Origin of the sequence: Corynebacterium sp. H128, assembly GCF_037482625.1 — a bacterium.
Classification (GTDB): Bacteria; Actinomycetota; Actinomycetes; order Mycobacteriales; family Mycobacteriaceae; genus Corynebacterium.
In genome coordinates, this window is sequence record NZ_JBBHKW010000006.1 from 72,047 (window position 1) to 97,625 (window position 25,579).

At 56.8% G+C, this 25,579-nt stretch carries 25 protein-coding genes and 1 pseudogene; 14 read left to right on the forward strand and 12 right to left on the reverse strand.

Annotated elements, in window-relative coordinates; genetic code table 11:
• Positions 1-59: 59 nt before the first annotated feature.
• A complete protein-coding gene (locus tag WG915_RS06955) occupies positions 60-1,667 on the reverse strand; it encodes an acyl-CoA carboxylase subunit beta (RefSeq protein WP_339564654.1) in 1,608 nt (535 codons plus the stop codon).
• 211 nt (positions 1,668-1,878) lie between these two features.
• Between WG915_RS06955 and WG915_RS06960 the strand changes: the two genes are divergently transcribed.
• On the forward strand, positions 1,879-2,652 hold the full coding sequence (locus tag WG915_RS06960) for a biotin--[acetyl-CoA-carboxylase] ligase (protein ID WP_339564655.1): 774 nt from the start codon (positions 1,879-1,881) through the stop codon (positions 2,650-2,652).
• Complete coding sequence (locus WG915_RS06965; protein ID WP_339564656.1) at positions 2,649-3,089, forward strand: hypothetical protein; 441 nt, start codon at positions 2,649-2,651, stop codon at positions 3,087-3,089. Before WG915_RS06960 ends, WG915_RS06965 begins: the two co-directional genes overlap by 4 nt.
• A 491-nt stretch (positions 3,090-3,580) precedes the next feature.
• Here the strand turns inward: WG915_RS06965 and WG915_RS06970 are convergent, their stop codons facing one another.
• Complete coding sequence (locus WG915_RS06970) at positions 3,581-3,859, reverse strand: hypothetical protein (RefSeq protein ID WP_339564657.1); 279 nt, start codon at positions 3,857-3,859, stop codon at positions 3,581-3,583.
• A gap of 265 nt (positions 3,860-4,124) precedes the next feature.
• On the opposite strand from WG915_RS06970, the gene WG915_RS06975 reads away from it, so the two are divergent.
• The 3 genes from WG915_RS06975 to WG915_RS06985 are packed head-to-tail and all read left to right on the forward strand — an operon-like array spanning position 4,125 to position 6,235.
• Positions 4,125-5,282, forward strand: a complete 1,158-nt coding sequence (locus WG915_RS06975) for a 5-(carboxyamino)imidazole ribonucleotide synthase (RefSeq protein WP_339564733.1) — start codon at positions 4,125-4,127, stop codon at positions 5,280-5,282.
• Positions 5,282-5,782, forward strand: coding sequence for a 5-(carboxyamino)imidazole ribonucleotide mutase (gene purE, locus WG915_RS06980; RefSeq protein WP_339564658.1), 501 nt, complete (start codon positions 5,282-5,284; stop codon positions 5,780-5,782). Before WG915_RS06975 ends, purE begins: the two co-directional genes overlap by 1 nt.
• The gene (locus WG915_RS06985) at positions 5,783-6,235 is read left to right on the forward strand and encodes a YdcF family protein (protein WP_339564659.1); all 453 of its coding nucleotides are present in this window, start codon (positions 5,783-5,785) and stop codon (positions 6,233-6,235) included.
• An 89-nt stretch (positions 6,236-6,324) separates the two neighbouring features.
• On the opposite strand, the gene hypD is transcribed toward WG915_RS06985, so the two are convergent.
• The gene (gene hypD, locus WG915_RS06990; RefSeq protein ID WP_339564660.1) at positions 6,325-7,455 is read right to left on the reverse strand and encodes a hydrogenase formation protein HypD; all 1,131 of its coding nucleotides are present in this window, start codon (positions 7,453-7,455) and stop codon (positions 6,325-6,327) included.
• Complete coding sequence (locus WG915_RS06995) at positions 7,452-7,715, reverse strand: HypC/HybG/HupF family hydrogenase formation chaperone (protein WP_339564661.1); 264 nt, start codon at positions 7,713-7,715, stop codon at positions 7,452-7,454. The genes hypD and WG915_RS06995 overlap by 4 nt, the downstream gene beginning before the upstream one ends.
• 81 nt (positions 7,716-7,796) lie before the next feature.
• Here WG915_RS06995 and hypE point away from each other — a divergent pair, with 81 nt between their 5' ends.
• A complete protein-coding gene (hypE, locus tag WG915_RS07000) occupies positions 7,797-8,900 on the forward strand; it encodes a hydrogenase expression/formation protein HypE (protein WP_339564662.1) in 1,104 nt (367 codons plus the stop codon).
• Here the strand turns inward: hypE and hypF are convergent.
• Positions 8,897-11,044 carry a carbamoyltransferase HypF gene (hypF, locus tag WG915_RS07005; protein ID WP_339564663.1) on the reverse strand — a complete coding sequence of 716 codons (2,148 nt, stop codon included), beginning with the start codon at positions 11,042-11,044 and terminating at the stop codon, positions 8,897-8,899. The two genes, hypE and hypF, sit on opposite strands and share 4 nt — an antisense overlap.
• A gap of 32 nt (positions 11,045-11,076) precedes the next feature.
• Here hypF and WG915_RS07010 point away from each other — a divergent pair, with 32 nt between their 5' ends.
• The 6 genes from WG915_RS07010 (at position 11,077) to WG915_RS07035 (ending at position 17,231) form a co-directional block, all read left to right on the forward strand.
• Positions 11,077-11,409 carry a hydrogenase maturation nickel metallochaperone HypA gene (locus WG915_RS07010; RefSeq protein ID WP_339564664.1) on the forward strand — a complete coding sequence of 111 codons (333 nt, stop codon included), beginning with the start codon at positions 11,077-11,079 and terminating at the stop codon, positions 11,407-11,409.
• A gap of 3 nt (positions 11,410-11,412) precedes the next feature.
• Positions 11,413-12,225, forward strand: a complete 813-nt coding sequence (gene hypB / locus WG915_RS07015; RefSeq protein WP_339564665.1) for a hydrogenase nickel incorporation protein HypB — start codon at positions 11,413-11,415, stop codon at positions 12,223-12,225.
• A gap of 393 nt (positions 12,226-12,618) precedes the next feature.
• The gene (locus WG915_RS07020; protein WP_339564666.1) at positions 12,619-13,779 is read left to right on the forward strand and encodes a hydrogenase small subunit; all 1,161 of its coding nucleotides are present in this window, start codon (positions 12,619-12,621) and stop codon (positions 13,777-13,779) included.
• A complete protein-coding gene (locus WG915_RS07025) occupies positions 13,779-15,530 on the forward strand; it encodes a nickel-dependent hydrogenase large subunit (RefSeq protein ID WP_339564667.1) in 1,752 nt (583 codons plus the stop codon). The genes WG915_RS07020 and WG915_RS07025 overlap by 1 nt, the downstream gene beginning before the upstream one ends.
• On the forward strand, positions 15,527-16,696 hold the full coding sequence (gene cybH / locus WG915_RS07030; protein WP_339564668.1) for a Ni/Fe-hydrogenase, b-type cytochrome subunit: 1,170 nt from the start codon (positions 15,527-15,529) through the stop codon (positions 16,694-16,696). The genes WG915_RS07025 and cybH overlap by 4 nt, the downstream gene beginning before the upstream one ends.
• Positions 16,689-17,231 carry a HyaD/HybD family hydrogenase maturation endopeptidase gene (locus tag WG915_RS07035; protein WP_339564669.1) on the forward strand — a complete coding sequence of 181 codons (543 nt, stop codon included), beginning with the start codon at positions 16,689-16,691 and terminating at the stop codon, positions 17,229-17,231. Before cybH ends, WG915_RS07035 begins: the two co-directional genes overlap by 8 nt.
• On the opposite strand, the gene WG915_RS07040 is transcribed toward WG915_RS07035, so the two are convergent.
• Positions 17,228-17,566 (reverse strand): hydrogenase maturation nickel metallochaperone HypA/HybF, encoded by a 339-nt coding sequence (locus WG915_RS07040; RefSeq protein ID WP_339564670.1) that lies wholly within the window; start codon positions 17,564-17,566, stop codon positions 17,228-17,230. The two genes, WG915_RS07035 and WG915_RS07040, sit on opposite strands and share 4 nt — an antisense overlap.
• Positions 17,567-17,595: 29 nt before the next feature.
• Between WG915_RS07040 and WG915_RS07045 the strand changes: the two genes are divergently transcribed.
• Positions 17,596-18,732 carry a nickel-dependent hydrogenase large subunit gene (locus tag WG915_RS07045; RefSeq protein WP_339564671.1) on the forward strand — a complete coding sequence of 379 codons (1,137 nt, stop codon included), beginning with the start codon at positions 17,596-17,598 and terminating at the stop codon, positions 18,730-18,732.
• Between the two features lie 10 nt (positions 18,733-18,742).
• Positions 18,743-19,015 carry a HypC/HybG/HupF family hydrogenase formation chaperone gene (locus WG915_RS07050; protein ID WP_339564672.1) on the forward strand — a complete coding sequence of 91 codons (273 nt, stop codon included), beginning with the start codon at positions 18,743-18,745 and terminating at the stop codon, positions 19,013-19,015.
• A gap of 153 nt (positions 19,016-19,168) precedes the next feature.
• Here the strand turns inward: WG915_RS07050 and WG915_RS07055 are convergent, their stop codons facing one another.
• The 6 genes and pseudogenes from WG915_RS07055 to WG915_RS07080 all read right to left on the reverse strand — a co-directional run bounded on the left by WG915_RS07055 (position 19,169) and on the right by WG915_RS07080 (position 25,544).
• Positions 19,169-19,990, reverse strand: a complete 822-nt coding sequence (locus tag WG915_RS07055) for a carbohydrate ABC transporter permease (RefSeq protein WP_339564673.1) — start codon at positions 19,988-19,990, stop codon at positions 19,169-19,171.
• Positions 19,991-20,004: 14 nt separating this feature from the next.
• Positions 20,005-20,916, reverse strand: a pseudogene (locus tag WG915_RS07060) (carbohydrate ABC transporter permease); the annotation flags it as partial.
• A 20-nt stretch (positions 20,917-20,936) separates the two neighbouring features.
• Positions 20,937-22,193, reverse strand: a complete 1,257-nt coding sequence (locus WG915_RS07065) for an ABC transporter substrate-binding protein (protein ID WP_339564674.1) — start codon at positions 22,191-22,193, stop codon at positions 20,937-20,939.
• Positions 22,194-22,237: 44 nt separating this feature from the next.
• Positions 22,238-23,257 (reverse strand): ABC transporter ATP-binding protein, encoded by a 1,020-nt coding sequence (locus WG915_RS07070; protein WP_339564675.1) that lies wholly within the window; start codon positions 23,255-23,257, stop codon positions 22,238-22,240.
• Between the two features lie 14 nt (positions 23,258-23,271).
• Positions 23,272-23,934 carry a TIGR03089 family protein gene (locus WG915_RS07075; RefSeq protein ID WP_339564676.1) on the reverse strand — a complete coding sequence of 221 codons (663 nt, stop codon included), beginning with the start codon at positions 23,932-23,934 and terminating at the stop codon, positions 23,272-23,274.
• Positions 23,935-23,981: 47 nt separating this feature from the next.
• Positions 23,982-25,544 (reverse strand): LCP family protein, encoded by a 1,563-nt coding sequence (locus WG915_RS07080; protein WP_445227793.1) that lies wholly within the window; start codon positions 25,542-25,544, stop codon positions 23,982-23,984.
• Between the last annotated feature and the right edge of the window lie 35 nt (positions 25,545-25,579).

Genomic DNA, 25,579 nt, shown 5'->3' on the forward strand with positions numbered 1-25,579 from the left:
ACCCAAAAAAGGTGGTGACTCGACCCGCTTTTAGGGGTAAAAGCGGGCCACATCACGTATTAAAGCGGAATGTTTCCGTGCTTACGTGCGGGGCGCATCACATTCTTCTTGCTAAGGAGGCGAAGATTGCGTGCGATTTGCGCTCGGGTTTCGGAAGGCAGGATGACGGCGTCGATAAGCCCCCGTTCCGCCGCCGCATATGGCGTGAGCATGTGATCTTCATACTCGCGCTCAAAAGAACGGATGAGCTGCTCAACGTCGAGCTTTTTCGCAATCGCGTCCTTTATATCTTTACGGTAGATAAAGCCCACTGCTCCGGCGGCGCCCATGACGGCAATTTGCGCGGTCGGCCACGCAAGATTCACATCCGCGCCAAGCCCCTTTGAGCCCATAACGCAGTACGCGCCACCATAAGCCTTGCGCATAGTGACCGTGATCTTTGGGACGGTGGCCTCTCCATAGGCATATAGGAGTTTTGCGCCACGCCGCAGAATGCCCTCGTACTCTTGGCCGGCGCCGGGGAGGAAGCCAGGGACGTCGACAAGCATGATGATCGGGATATTAAAGGCATCGCAGGTGCGGACGAAGCGTGCGGCCTTTTCGGAGGAGTCGATGTCGAGACAGCCAGCGTATTGAGTTGGCTGGTTGGCCACGAACCCGACGGACTGGCCTTCGATGCGACCGAAGGCGATCACAACGTTCTCGGCGCGATCCGCCTGGATCTCGAAGTAGTCCGAGTCATCCGTGAGGATGGAGATGACATCTCGGACATCGTAAGGAGTGGTGGGGGAGTCGGGGATGATGCTATCGAGTAGCAGGTCATCGACGGTTGCCTCGATGCTCTCTGCAGGTTCGAGAGGAGCGAGGTCGCGGTTGTTACTTGGCAGGAACTCGAGCAGGTCCTGTACCCACTCGAGTGCATCTTCATCGCTTTCCGCAACATAGTGGCAATTTCCGGCCGTTGCCATGTGGGTGGAGGCGCCGCCCAGTTCCTCCTGGGTGATAACTTCGCCGGTCACGGTCTTGATCACGTCGGGACCGGTGACGAACATCTTGGATTGCTTCTCCACCATGACAACAAAGTCTGTGAGTGCGGGGGAATATGCGTTTCCGCCTGCGCAGGCGCCCATGATGACGGAAATCTGCGGGACGACGCCAGAAGCGTTCACGTTGTGATAGAAGGTACGCGCGATCTGGTCGAGCGATACGGCACCATCTTGAATGCGGGCGCCGGCCCCTTCATAGAGGCCGATCAGCGGACGGCCGGTGTTGACGGCAAGTTCCATGATTTTGATCATCTTCTCGCCGTACACCTCGCCGAGCGCGCCGCCCATGATGGTGCCGTCCTGGGAAAAGACGCACACCTCACGTCCGTTAATTGTTCCCCAGCCGGTAACGATGCCGTCGGTGACGGGTCGTTTTGAATGCATCCCAAAGTCGTGGGTGCGATGGCGTGCGAGCTGGTCAGTTTCGACGAAAGATTCCTCGTCGAGGAGGAAGTCCAGGCGCTCTCGTGCGGAGAGGCGGTCTTCGCGGGGTTTGGAAATCGTCAGCGCTTCGCTGCGGCGGGCCTTGAGGTCAGCAATTTTCTCCGCGGTAGTCGCGTGTGCTGCTTGCACTGGTTCCGTGATGTCATCGAGCCGTGGCAAAGGTGAGGAAATGGTCATGTTCGGGGAGTTTAAGGGGTTTTATGGTTAGTTTCCACTAAGAAAACACAATTCTTGAGGGATCGCTCACGTTTTTCCAGTTCAGGACACAAAAGAAATCTGCGTCACATTTTTCCGGCGTGTCGCGCTGAATGTCGCCGAGGTAGGGCAGAATCCGCCATTCTGCCAGGTGAAACTCGCCACATTGACCGAACGACTACACTCTTTTCTTATGAGAGAGCCGCTGAACATCGATGCTTTACGCGCTGCAACGCAGCTGCCACGCATCGACTACACCGCAGAGACAGGTTCCACCAATGCAGACCTAGTCAAAGCCGCCCTGCAGGGGGCGCCCGAGTGGACCGCAGCTGTGACGGACTATCAAAGCGCTGGCAGGGGTCGTCACGGGCGGGTATGGACCGCGCCACCGATGTCACAAGCCACCATGTCGATCCTCATCCGGCCGTCGACAAGCGCGGTGGAGCGCCTCGGCACCATGCCGCTGGTCACGGGACTGGCGCTTATCGACGCCCTCAGTGACACCTACGACGTCGCCCTGAAATGGCCCAACGACGTCCTCATCAACGGACGCAAGGTCTGCGGCATCCTCGCTGAGGTTGCCCAGTTTCAGCCGGAACCTGCGATTGTGATTGGTCTGGGCTTGAACGTCTCTCTTAGCGAGGATGAGCTTCCCGTGCCACACGCGATCTCTCTAGAAATGGTCGGCGGCCCGGTAGATCGAACTGTGCTGGTCGGAAGCGTCCTTATTGCTCTTAAAGAGCGTTTGACGCAGTGGATGAATAATGAGCCGACTCTTATGCGGGACTACCGCGCCGTTTGTAGCTCTATCGGGCAACAAGTGCGCGTTCACCTCCCGGGTGATAAGGAGCTGCTCGGCGAGTGCATCGGTGTGGCAGATGATGGACTAATCCAAGTGCAGTCCGCAGATGCGGTAGTACATGAAATCGCTGCCGGCGATGTGGTTCACCTGAGGTTGCAGCAATGAACGAGTCTTTCCGTTACGATCTCACCGCACCGCTAAGTTCTCTGACCTTTCCCGTCATCGAAACCTTGTTGCTCACTACCGTTTGTTGGATGGCCATCGGCTGGGCTGACAATCAAGGGCTGGTTGACTTGCATAACGGCATCGCAGTGCTGTGGATGCTGTTGATATTTTGGCGACTCATCCTGCCATTGCTGCGGCTAAGGCGACAGCGTTTTGCCGTCACCTCCGAGCGCCTTATTGTACGGGCGCCGGGATTTGGTTCCCGAGAAGATTCCATCCCGCTGCAGCACATCCTGGGAGCATATAAGAAGAAGGGCTCACTATATGTAGATGTCTCAGGCATGAGCCGGCCGCTGATCTTCCCGGATGTGCCGAAGACAAAACGCGTTGCGGCGGAGATCAACGAACTTATTGCTGGACGCCGGCAGTCTTGGTAGGTCGTGAGTACGAATTAAGTCCGGTGATGCTTGGGGGAGCGGCCGTTGTGATGTCAGCCTTTCGAGTAGATGTAGGAATTGAGTCGAAAGGTATCCATGATGGCCGCCCTAGTCGCAGTTGGGGTCCATTACCGGATCAATTCATACGCCACGCCAACGGGCACAACCCATTTGAAACTACGTTCACCAGCACGACGTAATCCCTGAAAAGGAAAGGCAACTACCTCATCCACTATTGGGAATGGAGGCTCACAATGGTCTCTCTGATGTATAGATATCCCTCTGAATAATTCTATGGGTTTCGAACAACCGGAGAATCATCAGTTGTTGTCATCGCTTTAAATCGGTGCAGTTCAAAACGTAGTTGGGCGCTTCTTGGTTTTCGCATTTGAGCGCCTGAATTCTGAAAGCTAAGCCAGTTTGGGTACGCTATTTGTTAACCACTTGACTGATGCGCTGCTAATGGACTTCCCTGAGAGCTGGGATATTTGCTAGCTCTTCCATTGGAAGTCTCCAGTGGGTTCGATAGGACCGATGAATTTGGAATCTCCTTTGCGAGTGCTGATCGTGACACCCCACGGGATTTCATCGATGTAGGCGTAGAGTCGCGGTTCAGATTCGTGGGTGAATCCGTGGTGATAGTCCCACTTGCTTCCAAAGCCGTCTGCCGTTAATCCGATATTGGTCACGAGCATTCGGAGGCATTCGCTAGGTGTGGTCAGATCAATGCGACCGCAGGGGAGCTTGAACGTGTCCGCGATGCGAGTCATGTTGAAGAATAATGGCAACGGAAATGTCATCTCGGGTTGGTAAGTTGTCGTAATGACCGCGTCGGGATAAAACAACAAATCCGAGTGGAGCCAGACGTGATCTCCCGGTTCTATCTGGCTTCCCGCGCACGTTTTTGCCCATGTGTCGGAAAACTCCTCAAGGTTCAGCTTCATAAAACCTAAGGTTATTTGAGTGTTGATCTAGGCGCTATAGTTATTAGCCGTGACTGACAACGTAGGGAATCCAGCAGCGCACGCACCAGACATGCCAATTCTGTGTGTGATTGGCGATGGACAATTGGCACGCATGATGCAGACCGCGGCGATCGAGCTCGGGCAGTCTGTGCGTGTGTTGGCCAGCTCGCTGGAGGAGAGCGCCTCGCAGGTCGCAGCCGATGTTGTACTGGGCGACTACAAGAACCTCGACGACCTCCGCGCCGTCACCCACGGCGCTACCGCTGTCACTTTTGACCACGAGCATGTGCCAAACGAGCATTTGGAAACCCTGATCTCTGAGGGAATCAATGTCCAGCCTCGCCCGACAGCTTTGGTGAATGCTCAGGACAAGCTCGTCATGCGCACTCGACTGAAAGAGCTTGGTGCTCCGGTTCCACCGTTTGCGGCCATCGAATCAGTGTCGGAAGCGGAGGCCTTTTGGGAAGAGGTTGATGGCGCGGTGTGCCTTAAGGCTCGCCGTGGCGGTTACGACGGCAAGGGCGTGTGGTTCCCATCGTCCAAGCAGGAGCTTGTTGGGCTCGTCGAGAAGCTGCTTGCGGGCGGCACCCCGCTGATGGCAGAACAGAAAGTTAACTTGCTGCGTGAGCTTTCAGCGATGGTCGCTCGGCGCCCGTCCGGAGAGGTTAAAGCTTGGCCGGTAGTCGAGTCCATCCAAAAGGACGGCATTTGCTGGTTTGCTATCGCCCCAGCACCTGGACTCAAAGCGGAATTGAAGAAGCAAGCGGAAGAAACCGCAATTAAGACCGCAGAAGTCCTCGGTGTCACTGGTAACCTCGCTGTCGAGCTTTTCGAGACTCCGGACGGCATCTTCGTCAACGAGCTTGCGATGCGCCCGCACAACACCGGTCACTGGACGCAGAATGGCTGCGTCACCGATCAATTTGAGCAGCACATTCGCGCAGTGCTCGACATGCCGCTAGGTAGCACGGACACGCTGCAGGAATGGTCAGTTATGGCCAACGTGCTGGGGGCGCCAGAAGATCCGGAGATGCCGATGCCGGAGCGTATGCGCGAGGTATGGAAACGATTCCCGGATGCCAAGATTCACTTCTACGGCAAGCAGCACCGTCCGGGCCGTAAGATCGGGCATGTGAACTTCACCGGGAACGGGAACGTGGCAGAGCTCAAGACAAAGGGCGAGCTCGCGGCTCACTTCCTGGTCCATGCAGAATGGAAGGACAACTAATGCAGCCGCTTGTAGGCCTCATCATGGGCTCCGATTCCGATTGGCCGACTGTGGAGCCAGCCGCCGAGATGCTCGCCACCTTTGACATTCCTTTCGAAGTTGGCGTCGTCAGTGCTCATCGCACCCCAGAGCGCATGCTCGACTATGCGCGTGAGGCTCACAAGCGCGGCTTGAAGTGCATCATCGCCTGCGCCGGTGGCGCCGCGCACCTGCCAGGCATGGTTGCGGCCGCTACACCCTTGCCTGTGATTGGCATCCCGCGTGCACTCAAGGATCTGGATGGCATGGATTCTCTGCTCTCCATCGTGCAGATGCCCGGCGGCGTGCCGGTCGCTACCGTCTCCATCGGTGGGGCCAAGAACGCTGGGTTGCTCGCTGCCCGGATCCTGTCCGTAGGGGATCCCTCCTTGGTGGAAAAAATGGTGAAGTATCAGGAAAACATGCGCGATGAGGTCCTCGCCAAGGACGAAGCCCTGCGCCAGCGCCTCATGGAGGGCTAGATGCACGAACCGGTGCTGATCCTGGGCAGCAGGCTTTTGGGCGGCCGTCCAGGAGGCACTCTCACCCGAAGACTTCAAGCGGCGTTACCGTATGCGCTGGAATCCCAGCACGTGGTGGTTTCGGGGCATCAGGGAGAGGCGGAAGCGATGGCTTCCTGGCTGATCAAGCGTGGGGTTTCGCCCGAGGTGATCTCGCTAGAAAACCAAGCGCGCTCCACGAATGAGAATCTGGAGCAGTCTTTTTCGCTGCTGAAAGGCTATCCGATGTGGATCGTCGTGACCAGCGACTTTCATGCTTGGCGCACAAAGATGTGGGCATGGCACCATGGACTTTCGGTGCGGATGGTGACGGCGCGAACTCCCTTTGCGAAGGCCCCAAAGATGTGGGTTCGTGAAGTATTCGCTTTGCCGCACTCTGCAGGTCGGATTCTGTGGCGGAAGCTAAAGGGCTAGTCAAGTGCAGTAGCAATGTCGGATTTGGCAACGCAAATGGCACTTTAGCCCCTGAAACAGTCAATCTGCATTACCACATCCGACACCTGTTATCTGGCTAGAGAAGCCGTCGCCTCGCGGTCGATACGTCCGAAGTTGTAGTACGCGGCGCAGGCTCCTTCAGGGGAGACCATGCAGGTGCCGATCGGGGTCTGCGGGGTGCAGGCGGTGCCGAATACTTTGCACTGCCAAGGCTTGATTCGGCCGGTCAGGACAGAGCCGCATTCGCAGGCCTTGGGGTCTTCGACGCGGTTGCCAGGGACGTCGAAACGCTTTTCTGCGTCCCACTTGGCGTATTCCGGCGCGATGCCCATACCCGAGTTCTCGAGCCAGCCAAGGCCACGCCATTCGAAGGTGTCACGGAGCACAAAGGTCTTGTCCAGCAATGCACGCGCCGCAGGATTTCCTTCAGCACGCACGACGCGGGCGTACTGATTGTCAACGCGCTTTTCTTCGTCGTGAGCAAATTGAGACACCAACATTGCAACAGCTTGCAGAATGTCAAGTGGCTCGAAACCTGCGACTGCGCAGGGCATCCCAAATTCTTCCACTAGGAAGTCAAAAGCATGAGTGCCGATGATCGTAGAGACGTGGCCAGGCCCGATGAAGCCGTCGACCTTAGTCTCGCCGCCGTTGACGATGGCACGCAGTGGTGGCTCGATGGTGACATGGTTGGAGAAGATCGTGAAGTTGTCGATGTCCTTCTTACGCGCAGTTTCCAGAGTCACAGCGGTGGAAGGAGTAGTGGTTTCAAAACCAACAGCAAAGAATACGACCTGCTTGTCCGGGTTCTCCTCGGCGAGTTTGAGTGCATCCAGAGGCGAGTACACGAACCGGACGTCGCACCCCTTCGCGCGGGCTTGCAAGAGGGATTCCTCGGAGCCCGGGACACGCATCATGTCGCCGAAAGTTGTGAGGATGACGTCGGGTTGGTTGGCGAGCCACACAGCATCGTCAATGCGCCCCATAGGGATCACACACACTGGGCAGCCCGGACCGTGGACTAACTCCACGTTTTCTGGCAGCAGGTTTTCCAGCCCATAGCGGTAAATGGTGTGCGTATGTCCACCGCATACCTCCATGAGGGAAATCGGCTTTTCTAACAGGGCCGCATCATGCTCGATTCGGCGCAGTAGGGCTTTGGCAGCCTCAGGGTCACGGAACTCGTCGACGAATTTCATATCGCGCTGCCTTTGAAAGAATCGAGCTCGTCTTCAAAGGTATTCGCGCCGAGCTGTTTGATCTGCTGCAGGGTCAACTGGGCCTCGTCCTCATCGATCTTGCTGAGCGCGAACCCAACGTGAACGAGGACCCATTCGCCCACCGCGAGGGGCTCTGTCATTAGATCCGTGGAGATCATGCGGGTCACGCCGCTGATCGATACTTTGGCACGCGCAGCTTCCGGGATTTCTACTACCTGCGCAGGAACACCAAGACACATAGGTTCTCCTTTAGATATGACTTGAGCTTAGCAGTCATCTGGGGGCTAACATTGTTAGCAAACCCATTCAAAGGAGCACCAGTGGACCCGAAGAATCGCCTCAACGAGGACGAAACTAAAGTTAATTCGAACATTGAGCGTGTTCGGCTGCGCCCGTTTCGCCTCATTGAGGATCGCGTCACACTAGCGCACGGCGCGGGCGGAAAGTCCTCCGCAGCCCTCGTAGAACAGGTCTTCTTCGACGCTTATGGCAACGACGTCCTTGCGCAAGGTGGCGATAGCGCAGTGGTGTCGGCGGCTTCTTTGATTCAGGAGCATGGTTCCTCTATCGCGATGTCCACCGACTCATATGTGGTCAGCCCGATCGAGTTTCCGGGCGGCAATATCGGCGAATTGGCAATCAACGGCACGGTGAATGACCTGGCAGTTGCTGGTGCTATCCCGAAGCTTATCTCCGTGGCCTTCATCTTGGAGGAAGGCCTGGAATTTGAGGAGCTGCGCCGCATCGTTGCCGCAATGCGGGTTGCAGCAGACAAGGCTGGAGTCACCATTGCGACCGGCGATACCAAGGTCGTGCCCAAAGGGACGGGCGACAAGGTGTACATCACCACTGCAGGCATCGGTGTCATCCCGCCGAGCCGCAATCTTGGCTTTAGCCAGATCCAGGCTGGTGACAAAATCGTGCTTTCCGGTCCCATCGCTGACCATGGGATGGCGGTGATGATGGCCCGCGGAGACCTTGCCATTGAGGCCCCGATCGAGTCCGACACCCAGGCAGTCAACGGGCTTATCGACGCCCTCTGCGCTGGCGCGGAAGTCCGTTGGATGCGCGATGCCACCCGCGGCGGCTTAGCGACGTCCATGAATGAAATGGCCCGCGCCACGGGCAAAGCCGTGGTGCTGGAGGATTCCAAGATCCCCGTCCGTGACATGACTCGTGGTGCCTGCGACATGCTCGGAATAGACCCCCTGTATGTGGCCAACGAAGGGACCTTTGCAGCGGTCGTGTCAGCTGATTCAGCAGAAGCTGCAGTGACCGCGCTGCGCGAGGCCGGCGCAGAAGACGCCTGTGTGATCGGACGGGTGGAACCAGAACCAGCTGCATCTGTTGTACTAGTCACCGGTTTTGGCGGTACCCGCATGGTGGACATGCTGGTGGGCGATCCACTGCCACGTATTTGCTAGCGAGGGTTGTCAGCGGATAAAGCCAACCGGCCGGCCAGCGCCTGGCCTAGGCTCAGTCCGCCGTCGTTGGCGGGCACCGTTTCGTGTGTTAAGACTTCCAACCCAGCTAGCTCTTGCCGCAGGAATCGCATTAGCAGCCGGTTCAACGCGCAGCCTCCGGTTACGCCGACGAAAGGCATTGCGCAGGCTCGCAGCTCTTGGGCGAGGAGTACGGCCACACCATGATGGAATCGCATGGCCCGCTCGGGCACTGGAATTGATTCCTCCAGAACTTCTAGCATGAGCGCGCGCCAATCATGGGCTGCGGAGCGAAGAGAACCGCTTGCTATCCGTTCCAACTCCATTGCGGCCTGCGCTTCATAGGTTTGCTGCGTGCAGATGCCGAGCATGGCTGCGACGGCGTCGAAAAGCCTGCCCAGTGAGGAGGTCTGCACCAGCCCCAGGTTGCGCCCGAGTTGTAGCTCTACCTGGCGGGCTTCCGGATGCTCGTAGCCCCAGGGTAGATCCCAAGCATGAGCCAGTCCGAGCGCGAGGCGCCACGGCTGCTGCACCGCGCGGTCGCCACCGACGATAGGGAACTGTGGCAAGTGCCAGGCTCGGGTGTAAGAGCGCAGGTCCTCTGAAAGAACCAGGATTTCTCCGCCCCACACTGTGCCGTCGGTGCCGTATCCGGTGCCATCCAACGTGGCGCAGGCGAAGGGGCCTTCGAACCTACCATGCGATGCCAACAGGGACAGCGCATGCGCATAGTGATGCTGAACTGGCACAACCGGATACCCGGAGCGTTCGGCCCACCCCGTGGTGGCGTAGTTCGGGTGTAGGTCACACACTACGATCTCCGGCTCACAGCGCTGCATACGGAGCATCTGCGCGACCGAACGCTCGAAAGCCTGCTGGCTGGCCAAGGAACCCATGTCGCCGATGTGTGCAGACACGTGGGCGATATCATCATGAGCGAGACAAAAGGTGTTCTTGAGCTCGCCACCCACGGCTAACACAGTGCCGGAGCCCGGCAGCGAGAACGGCAACGGAGCATATCCGCGGGAGCGGCGCACCGGCATCGTCTCCAGGAAGACCGAATCCTCTACGGGAACATGAATGTCCCGGTCGTGCAGGAGAAAATAGTCCGCAAATCCTTTGAGGCGAGCCAGCGCGTCAGCATTTGTGTAGCACAGCGGCTCTCCAGAGAGGTTGCCGGAGGTAGCCACCAACGGCCGGTCCACGAGGAGCGAGTGCAGCGGTGTATAGGGCAGCATGATTCCCACATCGTTGAGTCCCGGTGCCACTGCAGGCGCGAGATCATAGGAGCTGCTCATCGGTGCAATCACGATCGGGTGTGCAGGGGATTCCAGCAAAGCCTGCTGCTCCGCCGTCAGCTCCGCTAGTGAGGTCATCGGGGTCATCACCGCGAAGGGCTTGCCGGGCCGCGCTTTTCGACGCCGCAGCTCCAAGACCGCTTGTTCATTGCGGGCATCGCAGAGCAAGTGAAAGCCGCCTAAGCCCTTGACCGCGAGGATTCTCCCTTGGTCGAGCAGCTCCTGAGCAGTGCGGATGGGGTCGTCAGAGTCGATCCCCTCGAGCCACAGCTGCGGGCCACAATTCGGGCAGGAAATTGGCTGGGCATGAAAACGCCGGTCTTTGGGATCGCGGTACTCCTGTTCACAGTCCGGACACATCGGAAACTTCTTCATGGTCGTGGCAGGCCGGTCGTACGGTAGGTCTTCGATGATCGTTAGCCGGGGGCCACAGTTGGTGCAGTTGGTGAACGGATAGCGGTAGCGCCTATCGTCCGGCCTGGACATATCGGCGAAGCATTCTGGACAGGTGGCCACATCTGGAGGAATCAGTGTGCGCGTACCTGGGACGTGCCGTGACGATACGATGCGGAAACCATGGTCGTCGACAAGCGGCAGCGTGCTGGTACTGACGGAAATTACGTGGGCCAAGGGCGGCAATGTGTCCAACAAGGTGCAGAGGAACGAGTCGATATCGGCGGATTTCCCTTGGGCTTCAATAAACACTTCACGGTCGTCGTTACCGCACCAGCCAGTGATGGGAAACTTGGCTGCAGTGGCAGCCACATGGGGGCGGAAGCCCACGCCTTGGACCACCCCGCGCAGCCGGATATCACGACGTTCTGTCATGCTCACCAGCCTAGACTGCTACGTTCTAGGTTATGCATGAAGTCGCTTTGGCTACGCAGCTGGCGCGCGCCGTTACTCGGGCTGCCGCTGGTCGAGAGGTCCTCACCGTGCGCATGAGTATTGGCGCACTGCGTCAGGTGGTGCCCGAAACCTTGGAGTATGCCTGGGGATTTGTCGTCAAAGACTCACCTCTTGAGGACGCTGAACTAGACATACACTGGGAGCCAGTGCGCATTACCTGCGCAAGCGGACACGAAACACAACTTTCTGAACTCGACTTCACCTGTCCAACCTGTGGCGAAACAGCGGAAGTGACAAGTGGTAATGAGTTCACCATCCTCGATATCGATGTAACTAGGAGCTAACCCATGGGACGATTCCACCGCCACGACGACGGCACCGTACACAGCCACGATCATGAGCACGATCACGAGCACGGCGACCATGTACACCTTGAGCACATTGATCCCGCTGCAAGTGAGCACGGCGATCATTCCGGCTATGACACCGGGCGCGAGCGCATCGTTGTCCTAGAGGACATTTTTGCCGAGAACGATCACCGCGCTGCACATAATCGTGAAGCTTTTGATCAACACAGTGTCCAGTGCATGAACCTGATGAGCGCGCCGGGTTCTGGCAAGACATCAGTGTTGCAGAAAACCTTGGAGGCGCTACAAGGCAAGGTGCGTATCGGCATCGTAGAAGGTGATATCGAAACGGCTATCGACGCCGATCGGCTCGAAGGCTACGGCGCCCAGATCTCCCTGCTCAACACTGGCAATGGCTTCGGTGGTGAATGCCATTTGGATGCGCCAATGGTCGCGAAAGCTTTGAAAGGGCTGGATCTGTCCACCCTGGATCTGGTGCTGATTGAAAATGTTGGCAACCTGGTGTGTCCTGCAGAATTTGAAGTGGGGGAACATTGCAAGGCCATGGTGTATTCGGTTACTGAGGGTGAGGATAAGCCGCTGAAGTACCCGATCATGTTCCGCTCTGTCGCTGCAGTGGTGGTTAACAAAGTGGATCTGTTGCCTTATCTGGATTTCGACATGGCATTGTTCCGTCGCAATCTGGAGACAGTGAATCCGGGAGTGCAAGTGTTTGAGGTTTCTGCGAAAACCGGCGCTGGGATGGACGCTTGGATCGAGTGGGTGTCGCGTCCGCGAGCGACCGCTCAGTAGGGCCGGACTTGGCCTGGGGGTTGACCCCCAAACGGGTAGGTTTGGTACATAAATCAAGATAAATGTGACCAAGATTGCCCTACTTCCATACCTAGGTTCTAGGAGCCGAGACGAGGTACGTTCCTCTCGTCTCGGCTTTGTGGTTTCTGCAGCTGAGAGTGGCTTTCGGGGCATTTTGAATGACTGTGGCGTGGCTGTGATATTTCGGAAAATTCTCGGGGTTAATGGCGATTCTCACACCAACATTGAGCGTTGAACAATGTTGGGTTAGCAAAGTGGTAATACCTACTCCCTAAGTGCGGTGATACTTGCTACGGTTCAACTAGTGATGCCTGCTGGCATTAGTTAATTATTGTGTCTCGAGTCACAAAATATGGAATGGGGCTCGCCAAAATGAATTTTGGTGCTAACTGGCAAGGTGAAACCCTCGCCGAGAATCTGGAACTCCGCGGTGTTCCGCGTCGAGATTTCCTTAAAATGTGCGGCGGACTTGCCGGTGTATTCGCAGTAGGTTCTCCTTTTGCGAAGATGCCGGAAGCCGCTGCAGAAGAAATTGCTGACAAACTTGGTGCGGTTAAAAAACCGAACGTGGTGTGGCTGCAATTACAAGAATGTACCGGCTGTATGGAATCCACGATCCGCTCTGGTGGAACCACAGTAGAAGAGCTCGTGCTCGATCTACTGTCCGTTAATTACAACGACCTCATCATGGCTGCTTCAGGGCATGCGGCAGAAAAAGCCCTGGATGACGTAAACAAAGAGCCTCACATTCTGGTGGTCAATGGTTCGATCCCGATGAAGGACGACGGAATCTACTGCACCATCGGAGGCAAGTCCGTCAAACACGTCTTGGAGGAAGCTGCCGAGAACGCTGACGTCGTGCTGGCCGTCGGTGCGTGCGCAGTCTACGGTTCCGTCCAAGCTGCGCGTCCAAATCCGACCGGCGCTGTGGGTGTAGATGAAATCATCACCGACAAACCTGTCATCAATGTCTCCGGATGCCCACCGATCGGTGAGGTTATCACTGCGTCTCTGACGTACATCCTCACTCACGGCGAAGCTCCAGAAGTGGATGCTGAAGGGCGTCCGCTGTTCGCCTACGATCAGCGGATCCATGATTCCTGCCCACGTCGCGCGCATTTCGACGCCGGCCAGTTTGTACGCTCCTTCGACGATGAAGGTGCCCGAAACGGTTGGTGCCTCTACGAGGTTGGTTGCAAGGGGCCATCTACCTTTAGCCCGTGCCCGATCGTGCAATGGAACCTCAAGTCTGGCTGGCCGATCGGCGCAGGTCACCCCTGCATCGGCTGTACCGAGAAGGACTTCTTTGACAAGTTCACACCGTTCTACAAGGAACTGCCACACATCAAGGGCTTCGGCATTGAAGAGCCGGTGGAAAAGATCGGCCTAGGCCTGATCGGAGCTGCTGCCGTAGGCACAGCGATCCACGGCGGATTGACCTTGTTTAAGTCCATTCCAGTGCGGGAATCCGAGTCAAATGAAACTCTGACAGCATTCGGCGATGCCCCCGTAGCAGAAAAGAAGGAACACTAATGGCTACTGAACGCGTTGTCATTGACCCACTGACCCGTATTGAAGGCCACCTGCGACTCGAGCTAGAGCGCGATGGTGACAAAATCTCGAAGGCCTGGGCAGAAACCACCCAGTTTCGCGGGATTGAAACCATCGTCAAGGACCGCGATCCACGCGATGTGTGGGCGTTCGTCGGACGTATTTGCGGTGTGTGCACCGGAGTCCACTCTGTTGCCTCGGTAGCAGCAGTTGAGGATGCGATCGGTTCCACCCCGCCGAAGCAAGCCCAAATGATTCGACAGTTGGTGTTGGGTTCTCATGGCATTCACGACCATGTGGTTCACTTCTATCACCTGCACGCACTCGACTGGGTCAATGTGGTCTCAGCTGCAAAGGCGGATCCAGCCAAAACTGTCGAGTTTGCAAAGTCCATTGGCTCTACCTGGAAGCTGAACTCGGAAAACAAGTTCGCCAAGGTTAAGAAGACCTTGGAGGATGTCTTGGCTTCGGGACAGCTTTCCATCTTCACAAACGGCTATTGGGAACACCCAGACTATCGGCTCCCGCCAGAAGCCAACTTGATGGCGGTTTCGCATTACCTCGACGCCTTGGAATTCCAGCGTTCCATGATCCGCATCTCCACCGTCTTCGGTGGAAAGAACCCTCATCCCAACTTCCTCGTCGGCGGCATGGCGTGTTCCATCGATCCGGACAAATCCGAGACGGTAAACCAGGTGACCCTGGACAGCATCAAGTCCTGGATCGATGAAATCACCGAGTTTGTCAATGAGTGCTACGTCCCTGATGCGCTGGCAATCATGGGCGTGTACAAGGACTACTTTGATATCGGCAAGGCCTCGGAAAACATGATGGCCGTCGGTATGCAAGGCACCACCTACTCCGGCAAGGTCAAGGGCGGCATGCCCGCCACCACCCCGAATCCGAAGGTCAAGCCGGGCATCTTCCTCAACGGTGACTACCGCACCATCCACCCGTTCGACGAGTCCAAGATCGAAGAGTTTGTCTCTTCCGCGTGGTACTCCTACGAAGAGGGCGACGATGCTGGCTTGCACCCTGCTGTCGGTGAAACCGAAGTCAACTACACTGGCCCAAAGCCGCCATACGAGTGGCTTGCAGATGACACCAAATACACCTGGTCTAAGGCACCACGTTATGACGGTCATGCCATGCAAATGGGACCGGTTGCCCGCGTCCTCTTGGCCTATGCCCAAGACGAACCACTGACCAAGCAGCTCCTTGATGACGCCATGTACAAGATTGGCTTCAAGCTCGAGCAAATGAACTCAACGGCTGGGCGTACCTTAGCTCGCGCTATTGAAGCCGCAACCAACGCGGAACAAATGGCAAACACGCTGCTTCCGGAGTTCATTGCGGGCATCAAGAATGGTGACATTGATGTATTCGATTCCACTAAATGGGAACCGAGCTCATGGCCGGAAGAGAAGTCGGGCTATGCCTTCGTTGAAGTTGCGCGTGGTTGCTTGAGCCACTGGGTGACCGTTAAGGACGGCAAAGTCTCCCGATACCAGGCGGTAGTTCCAACCACCTGGCTGGCATCCGGACGCGATCCGAAGGGCGAGCTTGGCCCCTACGAAGAAGCGCTCTCCGGCGATGGCAAGCACCCATTGGTCGATCCAGAACAGCCGCTGGAGCCGATGCGCACCATCCACTCCTTTGACCCGTGCATGGCGTGCGCCGTCCACGTGCTCGACCCTGATGGCAAACCACTTTTCCAGGTGATGACCTCATGACTACCTCGCTCAGCTCACGGCAGCGGGAGATCCGCATTGCGCAAGTGTATTCCGCTGGCAAGTACACGCCGGAGGAATTGCTCGAGTTCGCTGCGGCTGCGCCTGCAGGGACCAATGATCCTGTAGAGCTGGCTTTGCAGCGGGAAGCTGGCCCGATCGTAGCAAGCGAATACGTGCCCGTTAATCCTTCGGCAAAGTACTCGCTGGCCAGTATCGGCAACGGGGTTGGGCGCCAGCTTGTCATGCGCGGTGATACTCACGCGGTGCTTGAGAAAGCCTCGATGGAGCGAACGAAGAAGCGGGACTTCGTTGATAACTTCGAAGCAGCACGTATCCTCGGCCACCGTATCCTGACGGTAGCAGTGGCGGATGTTGATGCCATTGGGCAGAAGACTCAGTATTACGTCGAGGGCTTCATTGCGATGGGCATTGATAAGCCCGAGGAACACGGCCACGTTGGAAACAATCAATGGGTCCGAGTCCACCTCTGGTCAAAGGCGTTGCGCTTTCAGCATTGGGCAAATGTCTTCCTCATCATCATGATGAGCCTGACCGGCTACTACATCATGGACCCATTCTTTGGCGCTCAGCCGACTAACCCTGGCGAAGTTGGATACCTCATGGGGTACATGCGCTTCGCCCATTTCCTCGCGGGATTCGCCTGGATCGCAATGGGAATTTGGCGTTTGAGCCTGTGGCTGTTTTCCGCCCAAAGACAACTCCGATGGCGTTCGCTGTGGCCTTTTGACTCGATGCGGGACGTCAACGGCCTGTGGGACACCATCTTGTATTACCTCTTTGTGAAGAAGGACCATCCCACCTATCTGGCACACAATCCGCTGCAGCAGCTCGCATACACGGCGATCTACGGCTTGTGCATCATTCAGCTCATTACGGGTTTGGCGCTGTTCGGACTCGCAGAGCAGTCGAGCTGGATCTGGGCCGCAATATCTGCGCCAGTCCACTGGTTTGGCGTGCCTTTTGTCCGACTAGTGCATGCCGCTTTGATGTTCATCCTCTGGACTTTTGTGGTGATCCACGTGTACCTAGCGGTGCGCGCCGATAATCAAGAAACGCTGGGCGGTATTTCTTCAATGATCAACGGCGGTGTGTGGATCCGCAAGGGGACGATTCCTCGCGATGCGCACAGAATCGGCAATGTCTAAGCAGCCGCGTATCACCGTCATTGGCATCGGGAACCCCATCATGACCGACGACGCAGTTGGCCTTGCCATTCTGCGTCGCCTGCAGGGTGGGGAGGAGGATGAGCTGGCGTGGGTGCCCTCCCGCTCGTTTACGCCGATGCTTGACGACGCCCCTCAGGAAAACCCTCAGGCTGCAAAGGTGGAATTCGTAGATGGTGGCACTTCAGGAATGGAGCTACTGCCACTGATCCAGGATGCCCAGAACCTGCTCATCCTCGATGCCCTCGCCGGACCCGGCAAAGTAGGGGACGTGGTGACCTTGGTGGGGGATCAGATCCCGAGGCTACTTAATTCGAAGCTTTCCCCGCATCAGGTTGGGTTGCTGGATCTGCTCTCAGCAGCTCGGCTGCTAGGTCGAGAACCGCAGCGGGTAGGTGTCGTGGGGATTGTGGTGGCTGATACCGACCTCAACGTAGGGATGTCGCCTTCGGTGGCAGCAGCGATCCCGGAAGCGGTGGTGGCTGCCGAGACCCTTATCGAGCAGTGGCTCGGCTAGGATTCCACATCCACAAAGGCAACCTCAAACTCTTTCCCGTGCCTTAAGTCTGCGGTGGGGAAGTCGCACACGGGGCAGGTGAGCGCGAAATACTCATCTATCGCACGTTCGGTATCGCACTGCGGGCAAAAGACAGTTGCGGTGATGACCTCGATGCGCAATTCGGCGTCTTCGCAGGCCGTGCCCGCTGTCGCGATCGGCCATGCTGCCATTAGTGCTTCCTCGATGACACCGCTGCGAGTGCCAACTTTCAGCCCCACGGCGGAAATCGCCCGCCCCGCAGCTGCATTCGTTACCGTGGAGACAACACCCGTCAGAATCCCTAATTCATGCATAGATCCCATTATCCGCTAGGAGAGCCGCGATGAGCATTACGACGCTCACCCTCGATCAGTTCGTGGACCCGTTTGAAGCCCGGGTCAGCTACAAAAAGGATGAGGACGGCGCCATTATCGACGCCCGCTTCGATCTCTCCGGACTCCCGCGCCTCGACCCACTGCTCTTAGGCAAGGAGGTGCGCGCGGTTCCCGACATCGTCAAGCGCCTTTGCGGGATCTGCCCAGTAACACACCACCTCGCTGGGGTACGGGCCTTGGATGCATTGTTTGGTGTGCCGGAGATCCCGGAAACCGCCCGACTAGTCCGCAGTCTGCTCAATTATGGGTCGATTCTGGATGCAGTGGCGCCACGCTTGTTCACGGTGGATAGGGATCTAGCGGTGGCACTAAAAAAGGTCGGCAAACTTGCGATGGCCACAGCAGGCTGCTCCGGGCACTTCCCCGATGTAGCGGTGCCGGGCGGAGTCCGAGCGCCCGCCAATCACGAGCTTGCTACCGAGCTGGCAACCCAGCTGCCCGCGCTCAAGAGTGCTATCCAGCAGCTGCCAAAGGATGATCACTGGGAAGACACCTTTAGCGGTCTGAGCATGACACTGGCATTAGGGGGCACGCTGGACCCTTTAGGAAATCGGGTGCTGCTTTCAGACGGCACGAGCTTTCTGGTCCCGGAGTTTTCGCAGTGTGTGGTCGAGTCGGTTCCAGGCGACCCAGCACCGCGACCGCTGGTGCATGGCAGGCCTTACCGTGTAGGCCCAGTCGCCCGGTCCGTAGTCGACGCAGCTCCGCTAGGTCCGAAACAAGCACAACAGGAATTGCTGATGAGCAGCGTCCTGGCGATTGCAGAGATCCTCGAGTCTTCCGAGCTGTGCGCCGGGGAAGTGCTATTTGAGGGCAAGCAGCAAGCCGGCGAAGGTATCGGAATCGTGGAGGGGCCACGAGGCTTGCTGGTGCATCGCTATGTCTCCGATGCCTCGGGTCGGTTGATTGAGTGCCAGATCCTTACTCCTACCGCTCAAAATGAGTGGTGGTTAGCGGAGATGCTGTGTGAGTCATTGAGCTCCGGGGTGGAGCTGGAGGCGTCGATACGTGCGGCGGATCCGTGCCTGCCTATCACCTCTGCACCAGCCGGCGCGATGGGCATCAACGTGGCAGAGGAAGGCTAAGGTTAGAGCTATGTGCCTCGGAATTCCAGCCAAAATCGTGAGCGTAGACAATGGCCTCATGCCGACGGCCGTCATCGATGTTGCCGGTCAGGTTCGCCAATGCTGTACCGCCTATGTCCCGGAGGTGGCAGTAGGCGACTATGTGTTGATCCAAAATGGATTCGCTATGAGCGTGTTGTCAGAAGAAGATGCCCTGCTGTCCCTGGCGGCCATTCAGGAAAACAACCTACTTCCGGCCGATGCGCCACACGATGACCGTCAGCAACACCAAAATGAGGGCTAGAATTGCCGGCCATAATGCAGGCTCTGGTCGCATCACATTGATGGTTGCCTGTATCACCGACATAAAAGCGAGAAACCCCAAGAAACCCGTAAGCGCCTGAAACTGTAGCTGCCTACGGGTGTGCTTGTGTGGATCCTCAGTCATGCCACTAGTTTAAGCCTTGATGCCACCAGCTGTGAGACCGGCCACGATACGTCGCTGGAAAATCAGCACCATGATCACCAACGGAATAGTGACTAGCGCCCCCGCGGCCATGATCGAAGCATAAGGGTACTCAAAGGAATTCGGACCCGAGAAGCGGGCAATAGCCACCGTGACCGGTTCCGTAGCATTGGTGGAAAGCTGCTGCGCGATCATGAACTCGTTCCACGTCGCAATGAACGCCAGGATTGCCGTAGTGAAGAGCGCTGGGGCTGCCAAGGGCAGTAACACCAGTCGGAATGCTTGGCCTCTGGAGGCGCCGTCGACACGCGCCGCTTCCTCCAATTCCCAAGGTAGTTGCTGGAAGAAGCTCACCAGGGTGTAAATGGTCAGCGGCAGCGCGAAGGAAATATTCGGGATAATCAACGCACGGTATGTGCCGATCCAATCCATATCGCCGAAGAGCTGGAACAACGGAGTGACCAGTGCGATGCCCGGGAACATCGACGCGGCTAGCACAATGCCAGTGACAAAACCCTTGCCACGAAACTCCAAGCGCGCAAGCGCATAGGCCGTAAAAACGCCCACCGCGACAGCGAGAACCGTCGTAATCAAGCCCACGAGCAGTGAGTTAGCGATCGCCCCAAGGAAATCATTGCCTTTGTCCGTAGCGAGCGCATCAGCGAAGTTATCCAGGGTGACGTGAGTAGGCCACGGTGTGGTGTCGAAGGTATGGCTCTTATGCCGGAATGCGGTGACAACCATCCAATAAAACGGGGCAAGACCCCAGATCAAGATGAGGACAACTGCGAGGTAGTTGCGGGCGGCTTTCACTTGCGGGCCCCCTTCTTATTGACGTCAGCACCGAGGAATCGAATCATCACAAAGGCTACGAAGAAAATGAGCAGAAAAATTAAGGTAGACAAGGCCGAGGCGGAGTTGAAGTGACCTTGGCGCATATCTTCCACCACAAGCTGGGAGATCGTCGCGGTAGGGGAGTTCGAGGAAGCGGAAATCAAGATCACCGGTAGGTCATACATTCGCAGCGCATCGAGGGTGCGGAACAATACCGCCACCATCAGCGCTGGTTTTACCAGCGGAAGTGTAATCCGCGTGAAAATCTGCCAAGTGCTAGCGCCGTCGACACGGGCAGCCTCATAAACGTCCTTCGGGATCATTTGCAGACCGGCGAGAATCAAGAGCGCCATAAACGGGGTGGTCTTCCACACGTCCGCAATGATGACGGCGAAGCGAGCCGCCCAAGGGTCGGTAGTCCACCCGACTGAGGTACCAAGTAAAGAGTTAGCGATGCCATGATCGGCAAAGATGAACTGCCACAGCTTTGCGGTAACTGCAGTAGGGATGGCCCAAGGAATGAGCACCGCTGCGCGCAGCAGGCCACGTCCCCGGAACTCGCGGTTCATCACGGTGGCCATCCACAGGCCCAGAACCGTCTCCAACAAAACGGTAACTACAGCGAAGAACAAGGTGACGCGAACTGCTGGCCAAAAATCAGTAGAAATCACGCCTGGGGGACAGCTGCCAATCTCGCCTGAAGAGCTCATGCAGCGTTGTGTCAACCAGTAAAGATAATGCTGGAAACCGGCGAATCCGCCTTCAACGAAGACGCCGGTGTCAGGATCTAGATGTTTGTCAGCTTGGAAGGATAACCAAATGGCCCTGAGGATCGGGTAGCCGATGACAACCGCTAACACGGTTAGCGCTGGGGCAATCAACGCATACGCTGACCTGTGCTTCATTAATTATCCTTCCGCTGTGCTTACTTGGAAGCGTTCTCGATGGCAGCCTTCATGTCACGGGTTGCATCATCAACGCTCTTACCAGCGGTAAGTGCGGCGTAGGAATTGTCCTGGATAGCCTTAGAGATCGCTGGGTAGAAGGGCGAGACTGGACGAGGTGAAGCGTTCTCCAGAGATTCCTTCAGTGCTGGCAGGTAAGGGTACTTCTCAACCAAGGCTGCGTCATCGTAGATGGAAGCGAGCACTGGTGGGAAGGAGTTATCGGCGAAGGACTTCTGGTTTTCCTCGTTGATAACGAACTCAATGAAGTCACGTGCGGTGGCCTTGTGCTTGGAATTGATGTTAATTCCGTTGTTATAACCGCCCAAAGTAGAGACGCCGACACCATCCTTAGCTACAAGTGGCTGAACCTCAAACTTGTCCTTGACAGCTGCCTCTTCAGAGTTCGAGTACATGTAAGGCCAGTTCACGGCGTACGCAGTCTTGCCCTCGGTGAAGGCAAGGTTGGTTTCCTCCTCAGTAGCGGAGATGGAAGACTTTGCGATGGTGCCGTCACCATAGGCGTCGACAAGCGCCTGGAGGCCGGCCTTCGCCTCTGCACTGTCCACGCTCGCTGCGCCAGATTCATTCAAGACCTGGCCGCCCCAACCCTCCATGAACCCTACGGTGTTCACAGTGAGGCCCTCGTACTGCTTGAGCTGCAGGGTGAGGCAGTCCGCCTCCTTAACCTGCTTACAGGAGTTCTTCAGATCGTCGAAGTTCTTTGGTGCTTCTGGTGCCAGCTCGGTGTTGCGGAACAACAGCTGACCATTAGTGTTCTGTGGAACGGCGTAGAGCTTCTTGTTGTAGGTTGCGGAATCGACGGTAGATTCCAGCAGCTTGGAGGTATCTACCTTCAGGTCGCCTTCGAGAGGTGCGAGCCACTGATTAGCGGCGAAGTCTGCGGTCCAAATGACGTCCAAGGCCATGACATCGTAGTCAGAGTTCTTGGCCTGCAGGGACTGGACGAGGGTGTCGCGCTGGGCATCGGCTTCGCCGGCTAGCTCCTTAAGCTCAACCTTCTCGTCTGGATGCTCGGCATTCCATTTCTCAATGACCGGCTTGATCTTGTCAGTATCGTTCTTGCCCATTGCAAACGTGATTGGGCCACGGGAGGTGTTGGACTCGGAGGAGCCAGCGGCACCGTCCTTGCCCGAATCTGAGGAACAACCAGTGACGAGTGCAGCCGCCATACCGGTTGCTGCAAGAATTCCTGCAGTTCGACGAGTGAACTTCATGAGGCTATAACCTTTCCAGTTAGGGATGTATATCAAATCTAGCGTTAATCCAGCCGCTGTCCAGTCTCTTTGGAGAAAAAGTGTGCGTGCTCGAGATCGAAAGCAGGGTAGACAGTTGTTCCCGGAGCGGGAGAGCTACCAGGAAGTTGGCGGCTGACGATCGTAATCTCGGGATTCTCCGCAAGGTGCGCGTAGACATAGGACTCGCTTCCAAGTTCCTCCACGATGTCTACTACGGCCCTAATGGAGCCGGATACAGGTTCGTTGTGTGGGCGAACGTGCTCGGGACGGATTCCCAAAGTTACTGCGCCATGCTTGGGGTGGCTATGAGGCAAGAAATTCATCGACGGTGAACCGATGAAACCTGCGACAAACTCGTTGGCCGGATGATCGTAGAGCTCCCGAGGTGGGGCTACCTGCTGCAACAGGCCGTCCTTGAGGACGGCAACGCGGTCGCCCATAGTCATGGCCTCTACTTGGTCATGCGTGACGTACACGGTTGTGGTTTTCAAACGACGCTGCAGCGCAGCGAGCTCCGTGCGGGTTTGGACCCGCAATTTAGCATCCAAGTTGGACAGCGGCTCGTCCATCAAAAAGACCTGTGGACTGCGGACAATCGCACGACCCATCGCTACGCGCTGGCGCTGCCCTCCGGAGAGGTCCTTCGGTTTGCGATCCAAATATGGGGTGAGTCCAAGGATCTCAGCAGCCTCTTCAACTTTGGCGCGAATCTGATCCTTGGGCATTTTAGAAAGCTTGAGGGAGAACCCCATGTTGTCAGCTACAGACATATGCGGGTACAAGGCGTAATTTTGGAACACCATCGCGATGTCGCGGTCGGCGGGCTCCAAATTGCTTACGTCTTTGTCTCCGATGAAGATCGCTCCAGATTCGATCGGCTCGAGGCCGGCGAGCGAACGCAGCACTGTCGATTTGCCACATCCTGAAGGGCCGACCAGTACAAGGAACTCGCCGTCCTTGATTTCTAGGTCGAGGCCACTGACGGTGGGGGAAGCAGCGCCAGGGTATCTAATCGTGACATCGGAAAACGAAACGGAAGCCATGTCTTTAAAAAGTATCAGGGTGCAACGCGTTCGGTAATACGTTCAGCCTGTGCAATTTTTTCGAGTCGCTCAGTGGCAGTTGGTCCAGAAACCACTACTGCACTGCCACCAGTAGCGATGGGGACTAACACGTGGCGAACAAACTCATCCCAATTGTGCCAACCGGTGGACAGTAGTCTTTCACCCTGTTTCACCTGGGAGACATCGATGTTGAGTAGGTCTGCCAGCGGCGCGGTTGGCTCGTAGAACTGGTCTCCGTAGAAGCGAACTGTGGGGCCGAAATCTACACAGCCTTCCGGAAGCTCGGCACCAATTTCGGCGACGCCACGACCGAAAGGGTCATTAGTGACAATTGCCACATCTGGGTGACGATCATCCCGTTCGTAACCAAGGCTGGTAAATAGGACATCTGCGTTGTCTGAACCAAAATGAACGGACATGCCCGCAGCGAGAGCACCGAGTGAAATTGCCGTTGCTTGCCAGGAGGGGGCCAGGTCAATCGCAATGGTGTCGCCTGGCTCAAGATCAAATTCTTCAAGCAGCATATTGCCTACTTTTGCTGCCCAGTTATCCAAGGTGAGCGCTGAAAAGTCGAGGCGCGTTCCGGTTGTCTCGTTGTAAATCGTCAGACGCGGGGCAGCCGGATCAGCTTCCATGGCTGTGCGAAGAAGTTCCATATGCCCCACATTAGAGAGTTTTCTAAGTGAACGTTGCGGGAAGGTGACTAGTTAACGCAGCGTGGTCCGTTGCCACCTGCATCGATGCTAGGTGCAACCTCAACATCTTCGCCAAAGTCCGCGCCTGGCTGTCCCACAGATTCGCCTTCAGACTCGGCCGGAGTCAGAGTCTCATTGCTGCGTGGCCCCGAGTAGTCATCGGAAACTACCAAGACGAGGCTGTTTTGATCCAGCGATGGCGATTCGGCGACAGGCACGCCACCGAGTTCAGCTGCAAGGGCCTGCGCTGCTGGGGAAGAGGCAGAAGCTGCTACTACCTGGGTTTGGCTGTACATGCCTGCAGGCGCATTGCCGACGTCAATGACTTGATATCCTGCGTTCTTCATTGCGCTGGCGACCTGGGACGCAAACCCTTCAGTTGTAGTTGCGTTGAGAACGTGTAGTTCGGCCTTTGCCGCTTCGTTCTTCGGCGTGGAAGTGGGGGTTGGGGTAGCGGTGGCCCCGGAACCTAACAGGGTATTGAAGAAGGCGTGTACTTCTTCGGGATTAATAGTGACCACGGACTCTCCGTAATCGCCTACGCCGTCGATTGACGTCACCGGAATAGTCTCAAAGCGGACATTTCCGCCAGCGAGATTCTGAAGCTGGGTAGCAAAGCTCATGACGTCCCAGTCTTCGTCGATGACAACCGAACGACGCACGGCTTGGGATAGCCCTTGCAGCTTGCCGGGGTTGGTGAGGGTGCCGGTTTCCAGTGCTTGGCTAACCAGAGAAGCCATGAATGCCTGTTGGCGAACGATACGGTCCAAGTCACCGCGGGGGAGACCATGACGTTGGCGGACAAAGGACAACGCGTCTGGCCCCTGGAGGGTTTGCACTCCCTTGTGGAAGTTCGCTCCAGAGTATTCATCCTGTGTGTCCTCATTGAGGCAGACTTCTACGCCACCGACTGCGTCGGTAAAGAGCACAAATCCGAGGAGTCCGATCTCCGCGTAGTGGTCCACTGTGATTCCGGAGAGCTTAGCAACGGTATCGATGAGGGCCTTACGGCCTGCATCGGTGGACTGGGACTCAAGCTTGCTCTCGTCGGTCATGCCGGCAGCCATGAGCTCCTCGCGCTTAGCAGACTTGTGCCCCCGATAAACGCCGTTGATCTTAGTGTTTCCCAGCTCACTGTCTTTGATATAGGTATCGCGTGGGATTGAGATGGCAGTGGCCGAGGAGCCGTCATTTGGTACACGAATAACCATGATGGTGTCCGTATTGTCATTCTCCTCATCGCCAGCGCGCAGCATGCCGATTTCGCTATCAGACAAGGGATTGCCTTGCGCGTCGGTGCGCGAATCAGAACCGACCAGCAGAATATCGGTAGCGCCGTCCTTCGCGTTCTTTACGCCTTTGCCGCCGCCCCCGAGGGACAATCCGCCAGCAGAGGCGATGTCGTTTCCGATGTTTCCCACAAGTGAATAGCCCACACCAGATACGATCAGCACAAGAGCTGACAATGCCGCAAGCATCATTCGGAGTGATTTCGGGCCCGTTTGACGGAAGCGTGGTTGTGGGATCGGGGCAGGCTGAATATCCCGCGCGTGGCGACGTTTTTCGGGCACGTGGAGCTCCCCAATAATTGATGAGTAATTTAGAG